Consider the following 18,520-nt stretch of genomic DNA (forward strand, 5'->3'; position numbering starts at 1 on the left):
ACCTGATCAGGTGCCAAGATATGCATCCCGACAAAATCGTTTTTGCCGTCATGCGAAAAACAGACGTTCCGAAATGTCAATTCAGGGCGAGTTGCAACCACTGCCCCCGCCCGAGGAATACTGCCCGATGACCCTGACGCCGGACCTTCTCAGAATTGAAAATCTGAGCGTCAGCTTTCCGGTTTTCGGCGGCAAAATTCAGGCCGTCAATAACCTCAGCATGCGGATCAAGCCAGGCAAGGTGACAGCTCTGGTCGGTGAATCCGGCTCCGGAAAATCGGTTATCGGCCGCACGATCGTCGGCATCGAGAGCCCGATCGCCTCAATAGAGGGTCGGGTCATGTTCAACGATCCGAAATCCACCGAAGGACCGGTAGACCTGTTGAAATTGCCGCAGGACGGACGGCAGATCCGTGCCATTCGCGGCAACCGGATCGGCATGATCTTCCAGGAACCGATGACCTCGTTGTCGCCGCTGCACACGATCGGCAACCAGATCGACGAGGCTTTGAGGATCCACGATGCTTCATCGCCCGCGGAACAGCGCGAGCGGATCACCGATACGCTGTCGCTTGTCGGCTTCAAGGACCCGGCCAAAGTGCACGGCATGTACCCGTTCGAACTGTCGGGCGGCATGCGCCAGCGTGCGATGATCGCCATGGCACTTGTCTGCCGACCGGCGCTGCTGATCGCGGATGAGCCGACCACGGCGCTGGACGTGACCATTCAAGCGCAGATTCTCAAGCTTCTGCGGGACCTGCAGTCGCGTTTCAACATGGCAATGCTGCTGATTACCCACGATCTCGGTATCGTCACCAACCTCGCAGATGAGGTTGTCGTCGCCTATCGCGGCGAGGTGATGGAAGCCGGCACTGTCGACGATATCTTTCGCCGGCCAGTACATCCCTACCCGAAGGGGCTGATCGCGGCGATACCGACATTCGAGATGGCGCGTGACCAGCGCCTCAAGCCGCTCCGAGAAATCGCCATCGATACGGCGAGCCTGATGGGAACGCGTACACCCACGATCGGCGGCAGCTCCACCATCCTGCGCGTCAATCACATCAGCAAGACATTCAAGGCGAAGAAGCGCAAGCTCGGCAGCCACGAAAGCAATATCACGCTCGCAGTCGACGATGTGAGCTTCGACATCCGTCGCGGCGAAAGCCTCGGCCTTGTCGGCGAAAGCGGCTGCGGCAAGACCACGCTCAGCAAGATCCTGATGCGCGGGCTGAGCGCGGACAGCGGCTCTGTCATATACGAAGGCGAGAAAGGACCGATCGACGTTCTTTCGGCCAAGGGCGACGAACTCGACATGCTGCGGCAGCGGATCCAAATGGTGTTCCAGGACCCGATCTCATCGCTCTCGCCGCGCATGACGGTCAGGGAAATCATCGGCGAGGGCCTGGAGATCCATGGTCGCGGCTCGCGCAGCACACGGCTTGAGGTGGTGCGGCGACTGTTGCGGACGATCGGTCTGGATGACGGTGCGCTGAGCCGTTACCCGCACAGTTTCTCCGGTGGACAACGCCAGCGTATCGGTATCGCGCGCGCGCTTGCTCTTGGCCCCGAACTGATGATCTGCGACGAACCGGTCTCCGCGCTCGACGTGTCGATCCAGGCACAGATCCTCAATCTGCTAAAGGACCTCAAGCACGATCTAGGCCTCACCTACCTGTTCATTTCCCACAATCTCGCGGTGGTGAACTATATGGCGGACCGTGTCGCCGTGATGTATGCCGGGCGGATCGTCGAGATCGGGCCGTGCGAAGTCATCATGCGCAACCCGGCCCATCCCTACACCAAACGACTGATCGCCGCCGTCCCCATTCCCGATCTCGACCGGCCACTCAATCTCGACAGTCTCGAAATTCCGAAAAAGCCGATGCAGAACTGGCATTCGGCCTTCGTCCAGGACGATGGCGGTGAAAGGCTGACCCAGATCGATCTGGGAGACGGCCATTTCGTGCTTGCCAAGCCCCAGGCGGACATGAGGGAGTTGCGGTGATGATCAGACGCCGGACCGTGCTTGGCCTGATTGCCGGGTCGCTTTTGCCATTGAATGCCCGGGCCGCCTTTACTGGTTCGGATTATCTCGATGCCGAGGTGAAGGATGGAAAGTTACCCGATATCGCCGATCGACTGCCGCGCAACCCACGTGTAGTCAATCTCGGCGGCAAGGGCCTGAAGGCAGGCCGACACGGCGGTGTGGTACGCATGCTGATCGGCGGCCAGCGCGACATCCGGCTGATGCCGATCAACAGTTATGCGCGACTGGTTGGCTACGACGAGCATCTTGAACTGCAGGCGGATGTTCTCGACAGCTTCAATGCAGAAGAAGACCGGGTCTTCACCTTCAAATTGCGCCAGGGCCACAGATGGTCGGACGGGTCGTCGCTGACGACTGAAGACTTCCGTTATGCCTGGGAAGACGTGATGAACAACCGCGATCTTCATCGTGGCGGCATTCCGATCGAACTCAGGGTGAACGGCCGGGGCCCGCGTTTCGAATTGCTGGATGAGTTGACCATCCGCTATTCCTGGGAGGAACCCAATCCGGATTTCGTGGCGCAGCTGGCAAGCCCGACACCCCTGCTGATCTTCATGCCATCCGCGTATCTAAAGCAGTTCCATCCCAAATATCAGAGCCCGGAGGAAATCGCCCGGCTCCTGAAAAAATACAAGGCCGACGACTGGGACGATCTGCACAAGCGGATGTCCAGAACGGTTCGGCCGGAAAACCCAGCATTGCCGACGCTTGACCCCTGGTTCAACACGACCGAACCACCGGCCGGACAGTTCATCTTCAAACGTAACCCGTTCTTTCACCGGGTCGATGAAAACGGGTTGCAGCTTCCCTATATCGACAAAATGGTTCTGAATGTCAGCGCACCGGATCTGATCGCCGCCAAGGCGGGATCGGGCGAAAGCGAGCTGCAGATCGCCAATGTCGATTTCTCGGACTACACCTTTCTGAAGGCGGCAGAGAAGCGCTTTCCGATGAAGGTGGACCTGTGGAAGCGCACACAGGGTTCACGAGTGGCGCTGGTCCCCAATCTCAACTGCACGGACGAGGTCTGGCGCAAGGTTTTCCAGGATGTCCGGGTCCGGCGGGCGCTGTCGCTCGGCATCGATCGCGAAGAGATCAACAAGGCCGTCTTTTTCGGCCTGGCACACGAGGCCGGCAATTCGATCCTGCCCGACAGCCCGCTGTTCAAACCGGAATATGAGCAGGCCTGGGCGAGCCATGATCTGGAGCAGGCCAACAGGCTTCTCGACGAGGCCGGACTTTCCGCGCGGAACGAGGAAGGCGTGCGGCTTCTGCCCGATGGCCGACCGGCCAAGATCATCATAGAAAGCGCAGGCGAAAGCACGTTCGAAAGCGATGTGCTTGAACTGATCACAGATCACTGGTCGAAAATCGGCATCGCCATTTTCACCCGCGTGTCGCAGCGGGAAATCTTCCGCAAGCGGGTGATCGGCGGCGAGACCGTGATGGGCATCTGGATGGGGCTGGACAACGGCATCCCGACCGCGGACATGTCGCCCAAGGAGCTCGCCCCGACCTTCGACGACCAGTTGCAATGGCCGGTCTGGGGGCTTCATTATCTTTCCGGTGGCAGCGACGGGCATCCGCCGGACCTGCCGGAGGCGATCGAACTGCTCAAGCTGATGAACGAGTGGAAGACCGCGGGCACGCATCAGCAACGCGAACAGATCTGGCACTCCATGCTGGGTATCTTCACCGATCAGGTCTTCACCATCGGCATCGTCAACCAGGCGCTCCAGCCTCTCGTAAGGTCGTCGAAATTGCGGAATATTCCGGAGAAAGGCCTGTTCGGCTACGATCCGACCTCCTATCTCGGCGTCTACATGCCCGACACCTTCTGGTTCGAGGAGGATCACGTATGATCCGCTACATTTTCTGGCGGCTGGCGGTGATGATCCCGACACTGGTGATGATCTCGATGCTGGTCTTCACCATCATCAATCTGCCTCCGGGGGACTATTTCGAGAGCTATGTGGCGGAGATGCGGGCGATCGGCGAGAGTGCCGATATGCAAGAGATCGAGGAACTGAGGGCGAAGTACGGCTTCGACAAGCCACTGCCTATCCGCTATTTCCACTGGGTCGGCGGCATGATGGTCGGTGATTTCGGCTATTCGTTCGAATATCGTCTGCCGGTGTCGGATGTGGTCGGAGACAGGCTATGGCTGACGATCCTCGTTTCGGTGGTGACCATCATCGTTACCTGGCTGCTTGCCTTTCCGATCGGCATCTATTCGGCCACCCATCAGTATAGCTGGGGCGATTACGGCCTGACGCTGCTTGGCCTGATCGGTCTTGCCGTGCCTAATTTCGTACTGGCGCTGATCCTGATGTATTTCGCCAATATCTGGTTCGGTACCTCGATCGGCCATCTAATGGACCAGAAATTCCTGAACCAGCCGATGAGCTGGGAAAAGGCCAAATCGATCCTCGAACATCTTTGGATTCCGGTGATCATCATCGGCACCGCGGGTACCGCCGGCATGGTGCGGCGGCTGCGCGCCAATCTGCTCGACGAATTGCGCAAGCAATATGTGATGACGGCGCGGGCAAAAGGCCTGCATCCGTTCAAGGTGCTGGTCAAATATCCGTTGCGCATGTCACTCAACTTCTTCATCTCGGATATCGGCTCGATCCTGCCGCAGATCATTTCGGGTGCCGAAATCACCGCTGTCGTACTGTCGCTTGAAACGACCGGGCCGATGCTGATCAAGGCCCTGCAGACGCAGGACATGTATCTCGCCGGCTCGTTCCTGATGTTCCTTGCGCTGTTGACCGTGGCCGGCGTGCTGATTTCCGATATCGCGCTGGCATTGTTCGATCCGCGCATCCGGCTTTATGGAGGCAAGACGCGATGAGCATGCAACTGCCGCCGGACGGCCAGCCGCTGCCGCATTACGCCTCGCCGACGCCCTTCGACCCCTATGCTTTCGACAGGGTGATCGAAGGTGCGCCTGTCGCGAAGCAGGCCTCGCAGCTCAAGCTGATGTGGTGGCGCTTTCGGCGCCATCGGCTGGCGCTGTTTTCCGGCATATTCCTGCTGGCGGCCTATCTGTCGATCGTCATCGCGGAGTTTCTGGCGCCCTATAACCTGCATACGCGCAACATGGATCACATCTACGCGCCGCCGCAGTCCATACATCTGTTCAACGACGGCAAGTTCGTCGGCCCGTTCGTCTACGGCCAGACGATGAAGCTCGACATGGAGAACCTGCGGCGGGTCTACACCGACGATCCTGGCAGGGTGGAGCGGCTGCGTTTCTTCTGCAAGGGCGATCCCTACAAGTTCTGGGGCGTGATCTCCGCGGACCGCCATCTGATCTGCCCCACGGAGGGCGGTCAGCTATTTCTGCTCGGGACCGACCGGCTCGGCCGCGACGTGCTTTCCCGCATCATCTACGGCGCCCGCATATCGCTCACCATCGGCCTGCTCGGGATCACCACGAGTTTTGTGCTGGGTATCCTGATCGGCGGGCTTGCCGGTTATTGGGGCGGCACATTCGATCTCATCGTCCAGCGCATCATCGAGGTCCTGCAGTCGATCCCGAGCATTCCGCTATGGCTGGCACTTGCAGCCGTGATGCCGGTCGACTGGAGCCCGTTCGTCATCTATCTCGGCATCACCTTCATCCTCGGCCTGCTCGATTGGACCGGGCTCGCGCGAGCGGTGCGATCCAAGCTTCTGTCGCTTCGGGAGGAAGACTATGTGATGGCGGCGCAGCTGATGGGCGCAAGCCACTGGCGCATCATCGGACGACATCTCGTCCCAGGCTTCATGTCGCATCTGATCGCCAGCGCGACGCTGACCATTCCCGGGATGATCCTCGGCGAGACGACGCTCAGCTTCCTTGGCCTCGGCCTCAGGCCACCGGTGACCAGCTGGGGCGTGCTTTTAACGGAAGCGCGGACGGTGAATGTCGTGGCGCTCTATCCGTGGCTGCTGATCCCGGTGATCCCGGTCATCCTCATCATCCTCGCCTTCAACTTTTTTGGTGACGGCCTGCGCGACGCGGCTGACCCGTATCACTGATCTTGCGTGGTGAAGGTTCGGGGGATAGTGGTTTGGCGTCGGCCGTTTCGCCAGACGGCCGGCCAGACCGCATAGGATAGACTTTGAACATACCGAAAAAGATGGTCGTGCTGTTGAAAGGTTATCCGCGCCTGTCGGAGACCTTCATCGCACAGGAGTTGCGCGGCCTTGAACTTGCCGGCTTCAAGCTGGAACTGATGTCGATGCGCCGGCCGACCGACACGAAACGGCACCCGGTGCATGACGAGATCGAGGCACCGGTCCATTACCTGCCGGAATATCTTCACGACGAGCCGGTCAGGGTCGCCAGGGCGCTGTTTCACTGGATCGGCAAACCCTCTTTCCGGAACACAGCCAAGGCGTTTTTCAAGGACCTTTGCCGGGACATCAGCCGCAACCGTTTGCGCCGCTTCGGGCAGGCGCTGGTTCTGGCGCGGGAATGGCCTCAGGAGGCGGAATGGCTGCATGTGCATTTCATCCACACACCGGCCTCGGTCGGGCGATATGCGGCGAAACTGCTCGGTATTCCCTACACGGTTTCGGCCCATGCCAAGGACATCTGGACAAGCCCTTCCTGGGAGCTTTCTGAGAAGCTGACCGATGCGGACTGGACGGTGACCTGTACGCGCGGCGGTGCGGAGCATCTGCGTTCACTTTCGGAGGACGCTCGCAAAGTACATCTGAGCTATCACGGTCTCGACCTCAGCCGGTTTCCGACGCCTGACCGGGGCATGGCCATACGGGACGGTTCGAATGCGGCAGACCCGATTGCCATTCTGGCGGTCGGGCGAGCCGTGCCGAAGAAGGGTTTCGACATCCTTCTGCGGGCGCTGGCGCTGCTACCTCCCGACCTGCACTTTCGGCTCGACCATGTCGGTGGCGGCGATGAACTTGCAACGCTAAAGCCGCTGGCGGAGGAACTGGGACTTTCCAACCGGGTGCACTGGCACGGTGCCATGGCGCAGAAGGACGTGCTGTTACGATATGGTGAAGCCGATATCTTCGCCCTGCCCTGCCGGATCGGCAAGGACGGCGATCGCGACGGCCTGCCGAATGTTCTGGTCGAAGCCGCCAGCCAGCGGGTTCTGTGCATTTCCACAACGATTTCGGGTATTCCGGAACTGTTCGTCGACGGCGAAAACGGGCTGCTGGTGGAGCCGGAAAGCCCTGCGGCACTGGCTGCGGCGCTTGAGACAGCGATCCGAAACCCATCGGAACGCGACCGAATGGCTAGCAGTGCCGAGGCAAAGGTCCGCGGACATTTCGACCACAAGACCAGCATCCACGACCTCGAACGGCTTTTTTCAAACGCCTATCAAGGCTATGCGAGGACAGAAGGACCCCGTCCATGACATCGCCACGCGTGTTGTTCTACGTCCAGCATCTGCTCGGAATCGGCCATATCGCCCGTGCAAGCCTCGTCGCCTCGGCCCTTGTGGAAGACGGTTTCGACGTGACCATGGTAACCGGTGGACTGCCTGTGCCGGGTTTCCCCGGCCCCGGTATCAAACATGTCCGGCTGATGCCCGAGGTGACGTCGCGCGAAGGCTTTTCGGGACTGCAGGATGTCGGCGGCACACCGCTGGATGACGACGGCGAGAGACAACGCACCCGGCAATTGCTTGCGCTTCTGGCAGAGACCCGGCCCGCTATCGTCATCACCGAAGCTTTCCCCTTCGGGCGCCGGCAGATGCGTTTCGAGCTTCTGCCACTTCTCGACGCAGTGAAGGCGATGCAGCCAAAGCCGCTGCTTTTCACCTCGATCCGCGACATTCTGCAGGTCAACAAAAAGGCGGGGCGCGACGAGGAAACGGTGGCTCTGCTGAAAGAGCACTTTCACCGTGTTCTGGTGCATGGCGACCAGAGCCTCACACGGATCGAGGACACGTTTCCGCTGGCCGGCGAGATCGCCGACAAGATGCTCTATACGGGCCTCGTTGCACCGGCAGCGCCTGTTCCATCGCCCGAGCGATACAAGGTGATCGTCTCGGCGGGCGGTGGCGCAGTCGGTCACAAGCTGCTCGATGCAGCGGTTGCTGCGCGAGACCTGATGGCTTCTCCCGACCGCTGGTGCGTCATTACAGGGCCCAATCTTGATCAGGCAAGCTTCGACAGTCTGTCGGCCAAAGGAGGCGCCGGGATGGATGTCTTCCGGTTCCGCAGCGATTTTCGGCAATTGCTCGGCAGCGCCGAGGTTTCGATCTCGCAGGCTGGCTACAACACCGTCTGTGACGTGCTGAGAGCAGGCTGCGGCGCGTTGCTGGTTCCTTTCGCCACTGGTGGAGAAACCGAACAGACGGCACGGGCCGAAAAACTCAAGGCTCTGGGGCTTGCGGAGATGATCGAGGAAACGACAATCACCGCGCAAGCCGTCGCGGCCGGGATCGAAAAGATCCTTGCTCAGCCACGCTCGGGCTCGATCGACCTCAACATGGATGGCGCGCAGGAAACGGCGCGGCTGTTGCGCGCGGCACTTGGCAAAGGCCGCTGAGGTCTCAGTTCTCGACGACGGATAGATAGTCCGGCTTTTGCCCTGCAAGCCATTCGCGAACGATGGCTGAAAGATTTGGCAGGCCCTCAAGCCGGTAGTGCGGCGCCGTCACCGATGGCGGCTGGCGGACCAGAAGCGACTTGATCGCCGCCGAAAGCGTCGGACCATCGGTGGACTGATCGGGATGCAGCATGGCAACGAGGCCGAGCTCGGTTGCCCGCGTGGCGCGGATCAGCTGTTCCTGACGTGGTACCATCCGCGGGATGATCAAAGCCGGCTTGTCGAAGGAGAGTATCTCGCAATAGGTGTTGTAGCCGCCCATGGCGACGATCGCCCTGGCATTGGAGATCAGATCTTCCATGCGGTTATCGAATTCGATCACCTCAAGACAGGCATGCTGCTGCGCCGACTGCTTCAGTTCATTGCGCTGCTCGCCGGGCATATAGGGACCAAGCACGATCAGCGCTCTTTCCGTCGATGTCGGATCGGATTGATAGGCATTGATGACATCGCGGACGAGCTCGTAACCGTCGCCGCCGCCGCCGGTGGTCACCAACAGGTAATCGCCACGTGTCTTCGGTACGTCCTTGTTCCGCTGGGTCCAGGCCTTACGCTGCAGGAAACCGACAAAGGTCATCTTGCGGCGAAGCGAGGCGGGAACATCAAGCCCGGTCAGCGGATCGTGGAAATCCGGCGGGCCGTAGACCCAGACATTGTCATAGAGCTGATCGATCTTGGCCATGACGTCGTTGCGGCGCCACTCGGCGTCGAGCAGATGCGGCGCATCCATGACATCCCGCAGGCCAAGCACGAGCAGTGTGCCGCGGCTCTTCAGGTAGACGAGCGTGTCTTCCACCTCGCGGCGCAGGCCCAGCGGTTCCTTATCGACGATGAAGATATCCGGCTGGAAGCTTTCGGCCGTCTGGCGAATGATCGCCTGGCGCATTTCCAGCGTCTCTTCCAGATTGATGTGCTCGTCCATCGACGTGTAGTCGCCATTGCGCAGCTTGATGACGCTCGGGATCTTCACGTAGTCCACACGCGACCGGTAATCGAAGGCCCCGGCAATCGTGGCGCCGGATATGATCAGCACATGCGCACCCTGGAAGGTTTCAACCAGGTGATTGGCGATCGTCATGCAGCGGCGGATGTGACCGAGCCCGAAAGTATCGTGGCTGTACATGAGGATACGAGCATCTCTAAGACCCTCTGACATGCCCTTGACCTTCGATACCATGTGATCCGCCTTTCCCGGCAACATAGAGTCTTTCAAAAATGAATCCAAGCCGCACTATGTTTCACTGAAATGACCGCGACCTGCGGTCTTGTACGTTTCAGTCGTGCTCATCTGGGGTGCGTGACGAAATTCGCAAGCCGGCTCCGCGAGACGTGAAGCGGCTTTACCAATCGGCAGCTTTTCGTCACTCGATTTCGGAGCGATGGTCCAGATACCAGCGGACGAAAGCGCCGACGCCTTCTTCAAGGCCGATTTCGGGTTTGCGGCCAGTAATTGCCAGAAGCAGATCGGGGCTGGCGAAGGTGCGCGGAACATCGCCCTTCTGCATCGGCAGCATCTTGCGTTTCGCCTTGCTGCCCATCGCCTTCTCGATGACCTCGACAAAATCGAGCAATCCGACCGGCTGGCCACCACCGACATTGACGATGCGGAAGGGGCCTTGGGCAGAGAGCGTGTCGACATCCGCCACCCGGTTTGCTTCCGCCGGCGGCACTTCCGACAGGTCGATGATGGATTCGACGAGATCATCGATATAGGTGAAGTCACGGCTCATCCTGCCTTCGCCGTAGATCTCAATTTCCTCTCCGTCGAGCATCGCCTTGACGAATTTGAATAGCGCCATATCCGGCCGGCCCCAGGGGCCGTAAACGGTGAAGAAACGGAAGGCGGTGGTCGGCACCTTGTAGAGATGGGCATAGCTGTGGGCCATCACCTCCATCGCCTTCTTGCTCGCCGCATAGAAGGTGAGCGGTTCATCGGCCTTGTCGGTCTCACGGAACGGAATACCGGGATTTGCACCATAAACCGAGGAGGTCGATGCCAGCATCAGGTGGCCGACGCCGATTTCGCGGGCGATTTCGAGAATATTCCACGAGCCGATCAGGTTGGAATCGAGATAGGCCTTGGGATTTTCAAGGCTGTAGCGGACACCCGCCTGAGCGGCCAGATGAACGATCACATCCGGTTTGAAGGCCGTTACCGCTTCATTCAGGAGCGGCTTGTCTTCCAGCATGCCCTGAACAAAACGGAAGGAGGGAAACTGGGCGAGGCCAGCATTGCGCGCTTCCTTGAGGCGAAGGCTGTAATACGGCGTCATGCCGTCGAAGCCCAGAACTTCGTGGCCATCCTGCAGGAGCTTGCGGGCCAGATGAAAGCCGATGAAACCCGCCGTACCGGTAATGAAAAAACGCATATGTGCTTCCGCCTGATGACGAAGATCACTTAATCAATCAGGCCGGACTAGGCAACGCATCAATGAAAAAGCCTCAAGCGCGCCGGCGGCACGCCGGGCTTTCCGTTCTTGCGATCGACGGCAAACTGGATGAGATCCATCGAAGCCTGATCGGTCAGCGGCTTGGCCATGACGCCGACCACGCCATTGACGCCGGAGGCGACCACGCCCGGATTTCCAGTGATCATGATGACGACGATACCGTATTCCGCCAGCACCCGGGCGATTTCCGGCCCGGTCTCGCCATCGGCAAGACGGACGTCGACAAAGGCGATATCGGTGTCGCGGGTATAATTCAGCGCCACCTTCATATCAGGCGCTATGCCGACGACGTCATGTCCGCTGCGTTGGACGGCCTCTTCAATGTCCATCGCGACGAGAAGGCTGTCTTCGACAATCAGAAAGCGATATTCCACGGGCTCTTCTCCCATTTCTGATCCGGCAAATAGCCTTGCTCGACCCGTTGGCAATAGGCGCGATGCCGATCGCGACCATTTTTCCTTGCGTGGTTAAGCCTTTGACCAGGCCCGCTCATTGCAAAGGGCGGCGGCGAAAAGCAGTCCGAAGGGTGGTGTAGAGGCTATCCGGAGGGTTTGCCGGACATAGGTCAACCCCATCCCATCGCTCTCCGATTGTTTCAAGTGACAACCAAAGGTGAGTCCCGACGAGGAACTGTTTCGACACATAGCGGGTTCTTTCGCCGGAAGACAAAAAGGAGAAGAACCATGAAAAAGATCATTCTTGCTTCCTGTGCAATTCTTGCTGCAACCCTTGCCGGCCAGGCCAGCGCCCAACAGGGTACGGTGACCGGTGCGGCCGGCGGAGCGGTTACCGGCGCTGTCGTCGGAGGCCCGGTCGGTGCTGCTGTGGGTGGCGTCGTCGGTGCCATTGCCGGCACGGCGATCGATCCGCCGCCGCGCGAAGTGGTCACCTATGTCGAACAACAACCCGCCCCTACCACGGCGGTCACCATCGAGCAGCCGATCGTCGTCGGCAAGCCTGTGCCGGATACGGTGGTACTGACGCCGGTGCCGAGCAACAGCCAATATGCTTACACCGTGGTCAACAACCAGCGCGTGATCGTCGACCCACAGACCCACACCGTCGTTCAGGTCATTCAATAAAGCGGCTCTTGCCAACAAGAAGCCCCGCCGTGAGGCGGGGCTTTTCTATGCGCCCAGTCCCATCGATACAGTCAGGCTCAGACGACGAGGGCCTGATCGACGCGATCCTCTTCGCCGAAGAAGCGCAGATAACGCCGGACTTCGTCGGGCTCGCCGGTCGCCTTTTGGGGATTGTCGGAAAGCTTGACGGCGGGGCGTCCGTTCGCCTCGGTAACCTTGCAGACAACGGAGATCGGCTTCAGCCCGTCGATCTCCGTCGGCGCGCAGCCGGCAAAGTCGTTGGTGAGGTTGGTGCCCCAACCGAAGCTCATCCGCACCTTGCCCTCGAAATGCCGATAGGTGTCGATGATTGCATCGACATCGAGACCATCGGAAAAGATCAGCAGCTTTTCCTTCGGATCGCGGCCCATCTTCTTCCACCAGTCGATGATCTTCTGGCCACCTTCGATCGGCGGAGCGCTGTCGGGACGGAAACCCGTCCAATCGGCAACCCAGTCCGGCGCGTCGCGCAGGAAGGAGGCAGTGCCAAAGGCATCCGGCAGGACGATCAGCAGATTGCCGTGATAGAGCCGGTTCCAGTCCTTCAGCACCTGGTAGGACGCATTGCGCAGCTCGTCATCACTGTTGGCGAGTGCTGCGGCGACCATGGGAAGCTCATGGGCGTTGGTGCCGACGGCTTCGAGATCGCTGTCCATTGCCAGCAGAACGTTGCTGGTGCCGGTGAAGCCGCTGCCGATACCTTCCTTCAGTGCCTCGACGCACCAGCGCTGCCAGAGGAAGCTGTGGCGACGGCGGGTGCCGAAATCGGAGATCTTGAGGCCGGGAAGCGTGCGCAGGCGCTCCACTTTTTCCCACATCCGGGCCTTGGCGCGGGCATACAGAACGTCGAGCGTGAAATAGCCCAGCGACCGCATGGCCGAGCGCGAGCGCATCTCGTTGATGATCGCCAGCGCCGGGATTTCCCACATGGTCGTATCCATCCACTTGCCGTGGAAGTTCAGCTCATATTGGCCATCGCGCTTGTGAAGTTCGTATTCCGGCAATTTGTAGGTGGACAGCCAGGTGAGGAATTCCGGCTCGAAAATCTGGCTGCGGCCGTAGAAGCTGTTGCCGGCGAGCCAGATCATCTCCTTCTTGGAAAGACTGACGGTGCGGGCGTGGTCTAGCTGTTCGCGCAGCGCGCCCTCATCGATCTCGTCCGCCAGCTTGACGCTGGTGGTTCGGTTGATAACCGAAAATGTCGCATCGACATCCGGATATAATTTCCAGATCATCTGCAGCATCAGAAGTTTGTAAAAATCGGTATCGATCAGACTGCGGATGATCGGATCGAGTTTCCAGCTGTGATTATACACCCTGGTCGCGATATCGGTCTTGGTCATGCCTGCCCCTGTCCCGGTCGCCTGTGACCGGTCGGCCTAACTCGCTAAAGAGGCGGCTCTCCCACCTCCCGGCAGCTTTATCGGGAAAAAAATCGATTAAGTCCAGACAGAGTTCGCGGCTCGCGGTACGGATCGAGGCTCAGTATCCCCGCTGCCTGTCGACCACATGCTGCAGCGGCTCGCCTCGTTCCAACCGCTCGATCTGGATTTCGGCATTGGTGAACAATGTGCGGATGTCCGAGGCCGCTGCGGCATGCGCGGTGAGGATGACATTGTCCATGCCCCAGAGCGAACTTGCCGGTGGCAGCGGCTCGACTTCGAAGACATCAAGAGAGGCGCCGCCCAGCACGCCGCCTTCAAGGGCTGCGACAATATCCGTCTCGACTTGGCTTCCGCCGCGCCCGGCATTGATGAAGACCGGCTTGCCAAGCGCTCCGCCCTGCCTGAGCCTGGCGAACAGCGACGTATTGAAGATACCGCGGGTATCATCCGTCAGTGGCAGAAGCCCGACGAGAATGTCGGTGCGGCCCAAGAATTCATCGAGGCCGGCGGCATCGAAGGTCTCGATGCCGTCAATCGACTTTGCGGTTCGCGACCACCCGATGACATCGAAACCCATCACCTTCAGCTTGCGGGCCGAATCCTGGCCGAGCACGCCGAGGCCCATGATGCCGACCGTCAGTTGCTTCGCCTCCGGCTGTGGCAGTTCCCGCCAGGTGCGACCCGCCTGCTGGCGCAGATAGGCAGGAACCTGCCTCAGATGGCTGAGGCACTGCAGCACGACCCATTCGCTCATGCGGGTGGTGAGGCTTTCGTCGACGAAGCGGACGATCGGCAGATCGGGCAGGCCGGGCACAGCGAGGATGGCATCGACGCCGGCACCGCCGGAAAACAGCACTTCCAGATTGGGCGCCCGGTCGAACAGGTCGAGATCCGGCTTCCAGAGAAAGGCATAACGTGCCTGGCTGAGATCCGCAGACCTGTCGGATGCGAGAAGAACCTGGCGTCCTTCAAATGCGCCGACAAGCGCGCGATCGACCTCTTCGCGGTCAAATTTCAGGTCGACAACGACGGACACTTTTTCAGACACGGCAATTCCCCATTTCCATCACTGGCCGACGGCACCGTTGTCGACGGCTTCGATGTCGAAAGCGGCAGCCATCAACGCCTTGGTATAATCTTCTTTCGGCGCGCGGAAGATGGCTTCGGACGGCCCCTCCTCGACCACCTTGCCCATACGCATGACGATGACATGGTTGGCGAGCGCCTTTACCACTTTCAGGTCGTGGCTGATGAACAGATAGGCCAGGTCATGCTTGGCTTGAAGGTCGCGCAAGAGATCGACCACCTGCGCCTGCACCGTCATGTCGAGCGCCGAGGTCGGTTCGTCGAGCATGACGAAACGGGGTTTAAGCACCATGGCACGAGCAATGGCGATACGTTGCCGCTGGCCACCTGAAAATTCGTGCGGGTAACGCCAGCGGGTTTCAGGATCGAGGCCGACTTCCTTCAGCGCCCAGGCAACGCGCTGATCACGCTCGTCGGCGGACAGATTGCGCTCATGGACCCGCAGACCTTCTGCGATGATCTCGCCCACCGGCATGCGGGGGCTGAGCGACCCGAAAGGATCCTGGAAGACCACCTGAAGGCGACTTCGATAGGGCAGCATCTGTTTGAAGGAATAACCGTTGATGGCCGTACCGATAAAGACGATCCGGCCTTCCGACGCGATCAGGCGGGCCAGCGCTAGGCCGAGCGTCGTCTTGCCGGAACCGGATTCTCCGACAATGCCGAGCGTCTCACCGGCGCGCAGCGTCAGGTCCACCCCATCGACCGCTTTCACATGATCGACGACCTTGCGCATGAAGCCGGCTTTGATCGGGAACCAGACGCGCAGATCTTTTGCTTCCATCACCACGGCGCGAGCGGGATCGGCGACCGGCGGCTCTCCGCGCGGTTCGGAGGACAGAAGGTGCCTTGTATAAGGATGCTGCGGGCGTTCGAAGACTTCGGCGACCGTGCCTTCCTCGACGATCCTGCCCTTGGTCATGACGCAGACCCGGTCGGCGAATTTGCGAACGATGCCGAGATCGTGGGTGATGAACAGCATGGACATGCCATGCTCACCCTTCAGATCGCGCAGCAGTTCGAGGATCTGCGCCTGCACCGTGACGTCAAGCGCCGTGGTCGGCTCGTCGGCGATCAGCAGTTTCGGCCGATTGGCGAGCGCCATGGCGATCATCACGCGCTGCCGCTGGCCGCCGGAGAGTTCGTGCGGATAGGCTGAGAGGCGCTTTTCCGGTTCGCGGATGCCAACCTGGTTCAAAAGCTCCAGAATGCGATTGCGAGCGGCGGCCCCCCTCATCCCCTGATGCATTTCGAGGATCTCGCCGACCTGCTTCTCGATCGTGTGAAGCGGATTGAGCGAAGTCATCGGCTCCTGGAAGATCATCGTGATGTCGTTGCCACGCACGCGGCGCAGTTCGGCCTCCGACGCTTTCAACAGATCCTTGCCTTGAAAGATGATTTCTCCCGAGGGATGGCTCGCTGCCGGATAGGGTAGAAGTTTGAGGATCGAATTGGCCGAGACCGACTTGCCGGAGCCCGATTCGCCGACAAGGGCGACCACTTCGCCGGGTCTGATTTCGAAGGAGACGCGATCGACGGCAAGCGTTTCCGTCTCCCCCGGATGGAAGGCGACGGACAGATCCCGGACGGAAAGAAGTGCTTCTGTCATCATATCACCGGAACGTCTTGCGGGGGTCGAAGGCATCGCGCACCGCCTCGCCGATGAAAATCAGCAGAGACAACATGATCGACATGGTGAAGAAGGCAGTCAGACCCAGCCAGGGCGCCTGGAGATTGTTCTTGCCCTGGGCAATCATCTCGCCCAGCGACGGCGAGCCGGGCGGCATGCCAAACCCCAAGAAGTCGAGCGAAGTGAGCGTGGCGATCGAGCCCGACAGGATGAAGGGCATGAAGGTGAGCGTCGCCACCATGGCGTTGGGCAGAAGGTGGCGAACCATGATCGTCCAGTTTCCAACGCCGAGCGCACGCGCCGCTCTCACATATTCGAAATTGCGCGCCCGCAGGAATTCTGCCCGCACCACTCCGACGAGGCTGACCCAGGAGAAGAGCAGCAGGATACCGAGCAGAATGAAGAAGCCCGGCGGCAGGATAGAGGCGATGATCAATAGAATATAAAGCACCGGCATGGCCGACCAGATCTCGATGAAGCGCTGCATCAGGAGATCGGTCCAGCCGCCGAAATACCCTTGCACGGCGCCGGCACCGACACCGATCACCGCCGAGCAAATGGTCAGTACCAGACCGAACAGGACGGAGATGCGGAAACCATAGATCATCCGGGCCATGACGTCGCGCGCCTGATCGTCGGTGCCGAGCCAGTTGAGATTGCCGGTGATGCAGTTCGGATCGCGGTCGCCCTGCGGATAGGCCTTGCAGCGATCTTCCTTCGCCATCAGCCAGAAGGGCTTGGTCGGGGCCGAATGGGGGATCTGCGAATTGACCGTCTGGTAGGAATAGCGGATCGGCGGCCAGATCATCCAGCCATTGGCATTGATCTCTTCCTGGATGAAATCGGAGCGATAATCTGTGGTCGCGAGAAAGCCGCCGAATTTCTCCTCCGGATAGTCGACAAGCACCGGATAGAGGATCTCGCCCTTGTAGGAGGCGACGATCGGCCGGTCATTGGCGATCAATTCGGCAAACAGGCTCAGGACGAACAGGATCATGAAGATCCAGAAGGACCAGAAGCCGCGCTTGTTGGCGCGGAAATTGGCGAGCCTGCGCCTGGTTGTCGGCGACAGGAAAGGGCGTTTTGCCGGCGGCGTGATTTCTGCCGGGGCGGCGACGGATGGGGCGTTCATCAGACATCCCTCCGCTCGAAATCGATGCGCGGATCGATCCAGGTATAGATCAGGTCGGAGATGAGGTTCACGACGAGGCCCATCAGCGAGAAGATATAAAGCGTGCCGAAGACGATCGGATAATCCCGCCCGAGGATCGCCTGATAGCCGAGACGGCCGAGGCCATCCAGCGAGAAGATCGTCTCGATCAGCAGCGAACCGGTGAAGAAGGCCGAGATGAAGGCGCCCGGGAAACCGGCAATGACGATCAGCATGGCATTGCGGAAGACATGACCGTAAAGCACCTGCCGTTCGGTCAACCCCTTGGCGCGGGCCGTCGTGACATACTGCTTCTTGATTTCGTCGATGAAGGAATTTTTCGTCAGGAGTGTCGTGGTGGCGAAGGCCGATAGCGACATGGCGATCAGCGGCAGGGTCAGGTGCCAGAAATAATCGCCGATCTTCTGCCACCAGGTCAGCTCATCGAAATTGTCGGAGACGAGGCCGCGCAAGGGGAACCAGTCGAAGAAGGAGCCGCCGGCGAACAGGACGATCAGGAGGATGCCGAACAGGAAGCTCGGCACTGCATAACCGACGATGATGACGCCCGAGGTCCAGATGTCGAAGCTCGATCCGTCCTTGACCGCCTTGCGGATGCCGAGCGGGATGGAGATCAGGTAGGAGACGATCAGGATCCAGAAGCCGAGCGACATGGAGATCGGCAGCTTGTCGAGGATGAGATCGATCACCGGCGTGTTGCGGAAGAAGCTCTCGCCGAAATCGAAGCGGATATAGTTCCACATCATGTCGAGGAAGCGGGTGAGCGGCGGCTTGTCGAAGCCGAACTGCTGCTCGAGCTTCTTGATGAAATCCGGATCGAGGCCCTGTGCGCCGCGATAGCCCTGCTCGTTGCCGCCGCCCTGCGCTGCCAGATCGTTGCCACCACCGGATAGCCGGTCGCCCGTATCCTGCCCCTGGATCTGGGCGATCACCTGCTCGACCGGGCCGCCCGGCGCAAACTGCACGACGAGAAACGAGATCGCCATGATGCCGACGATGGTCGGGATCATCAGAAGCAGGCGGCGAAGGATATAGGCGCCCATCAGA

The 18,520-nt window shown here is 60.0% G+C and carries 15 protein-coding genes; 7 read left to right on the forward strand and 8 right to left on the reverse strand.

Features of this window, described 5'->3' with window-relative positions; translation table 11 throughout:
- Nucleotides 1-127 precede the first annotated feature (127 nt).
- The 6 genes from AC2GXZ_RS11070 (at nt 128) to AC2GXZ_RS11095 (ending at nt 8,570) form a co-directional block, all read left to right on the forward strand.
- Nucleotides 128-2,008 (forward strand): ABC transporter ATP-binding protein, encoded by a 1,881-nt coding sequence (locus tag AC2GXZ_RS11070; protein ID WP_483759191.1) that lies wholly within the window; start codon nt 128-130, stop codon nt 2,006-2,008.
- Nucleotides 2,008-3,912, forward strand: coding sequence for an ABC transporter substrate-binding protein (locus AC2GXZ_RS11075; protein WP_483759192.1), 1,905 nt, complete (start codon nt 2,008-2,010; stop codon nt 3,910-3,912). The genes AC2GXZ_RS11070 and AC2GXZ_RS11075 overlap by 1 nt, the downstream gene beginning before the upstream one ends.
- Nucleotides 3,909-4,907 (forward strand): ABC transporter permease, encoded by a 999-nt coding sequence (locus AC2GXZ_RS11080; RefSeq protein WP_483759193.1) that lies wholly within the window; start codon nt 3,909-3,911, stop codon nt 4,905-4,907. The genes AC2GXZ_RS11075 and AC2GXZ_RS11080 overlap by 4 nt, the downstream gene beginning before the upstream one ends.
- A complete protein-coding gene (locus tag AC2GXZ_RS11085; protein ID WP_483759194.1) occupies nt 4,904-6,079 on the forward strand; it encodes an ABC transporter permease in 1,176 nt (391 codons plus the stop codon). Before AC2GXZ_RS11080 ends, AC2GXZ_RS11085 begins: the two co-directional genes overlap by 4 nt.
- Nucleotides 6,080-6,162: 83 nt before the next feature.
- Entirely contained in the window at nt 6,163-7,431 is a 1,269-nt protein-coding gene (locus tag AC2GXZ_RS11090; RefSeq protein WP_483759195.1) for a glycosyltransferase family 4 protein, read from the forward strand.
- Complete coding sequence (locus AC2GXZ_RS11095; protein WP_483759196.1) at nt 7,428-8,570, forward strand: glycosyltransferase family protein; 1,143 nt, start codon at nt 7,428-7,430, stop codon at nt 8,568-8,570. Before AC2GXZ_RS11090 ends, AC2GXZ_RS11095 begins: the two co-directional genes overlap by 4 nt.
- 4 nt (nt 8,571-8,574) lie before the next feature.
- On the opposite strand, the gene AC2GXZ_RS11100 is transcribed toward AC2GXZ_RS11095, so the two are convergent.
- The 3 genes from AC2GXZ_RS11100 to AC2GXZ_RS11110 all read right to left on the reverse strand — a co-directional run bounded on the left by AC2GXZ_RS11100 (nt 8,575) and on the right by AC2GXZ_RS11110 (nt 11,454).
- Complete coding sequence (locus tag AC2GXZ_RS11100) at nt 8,575-9,786, reverse strand: glycosyltransferase family protein (RefSeq protein WP_483759412.1); 1,212 nt, start codon at nt 9,784-9,786, stop codon at nt 8,575-8,577.
- 205 nt (nt 9,787-9,991) lie between these two features.
- On the reverse strand, nt 9,992-10,999 hold the full coding sequence (locus tag AC2GXZ_RS11105) for an NAD-dependent epimerase/dehydratase family protein (protein ID WP_483759197.1): 1,008 nt from the start codon (nt 10,997-10,999) through the stop codon (nt 9,992-9,994).
- Between the two features lie 59 nt (nt 11,000-11,058).
- Nucleotides 11,059-11,454: a response regulator gene (locus tag AC2GXZ_RS11110; protein ID WP_483759198.1), complete on the reverse strand. Its 396-nt coding sequence runs from the start codon at nt 11,452-11,454 to the stop codon at nt 11,059-11,061.
- 309 nt (nt 11,455-11,763) lie between these two features.
- On the opposite strand from AC2GXZ_RS11110, the gene AC2GXZ_RS11115 reads away from it, so the two are divergent.
- Nucleotides 11,764-12,162 carry a DUF1236 domain-containing protein gene (locus AC2GXZ_RS11115; protein ID WP_483759199.1) on the forward strand — a complete coding sequence of 133 codons (399 nt, stop codon included), beginning with the start codon at nt 11,764-11,766 and terminating at the stop codon, nt 12,160-12,162.
- Nucleotides 12,163-12,239: 77 nt separating this feature from the next.
- Here the strand turns inward: AC2GXZ_RS11115 and pncB are convergent, their stop codons facing one another.
- The 5 genes from pncB to AC2GXZ_RS11140 form a co-directional block, all read right to left on the reverse strand.
- The gene (gene pncB / locus AC2GXZ_RS11120; protein WP_483759200.1) at nt 12,240-13,544 is read right to left on the reverse strand and encodes a nicotinate phosphoribosyltransferase; all 1,305 of its coding nucleotides are present in this window, start codon (nt 13,542-13,544) and stop codon (nt 12,240-12,242) included.
- Between the two features lie 139 nt (nt 13,545-13,683).
- Nucleotides 13,684-14,634, reverse strand: a complete 951-nt coding sequence (locus AC2GXZ_RS11125; protein WP_483759201.1) for a 2-hydroxyacid dehydrogenase — start codon at nt 14,632-14,634, stop codon at nt 13,684-13,686.
- Nucleotides 14,635-14,652: 18 nt separating this feature from the next.
- Complete coding sequence (locus AC2GXZ_RS11130) at nt 14,653-16,281, reverse strand: ABC transporter ATP-binding protein (RefSeq protein ID WP_483759202.1); 1,629 nt, start codon at nt 16,279-16,281, stop codon at nt 14,653-14,655.
- Nucleotides 16,282-16,285: 4 nt separating this feature from the next.
- Complete coding sequence (locus AC2GXZ_RS11135) at nt 16,286-17,434, reverse strand: ABC transporter permease (protein WP_483759203.1); 1,149 nt, start codon at nt 17,432-17,434, stop codon at nt 16,286-16,288.
- Nucleotides 17,434-18,516: a microcin C ABC transporter permease YejB gene (locus tag AC2GXZ_RS11140; protein WP_483759204.1), complete on the reverse strand. Its 1,083-nt coding sequence runs from the start codon at nt 18,514-18,516 to the stop codon at nt 17,434-17,436. Before AC2GXZ_RS11140 ends, AC2GXZ_RS11135 begins: the two co-directional genes overlap by 1 nt.
- Between the last annotated feature and the right edge of the window lie 4 nt (nt 18,517-18,520).

Source organism: Aliirhizobium sp. YIM B11859 (genome assembly GCF_057163345.1).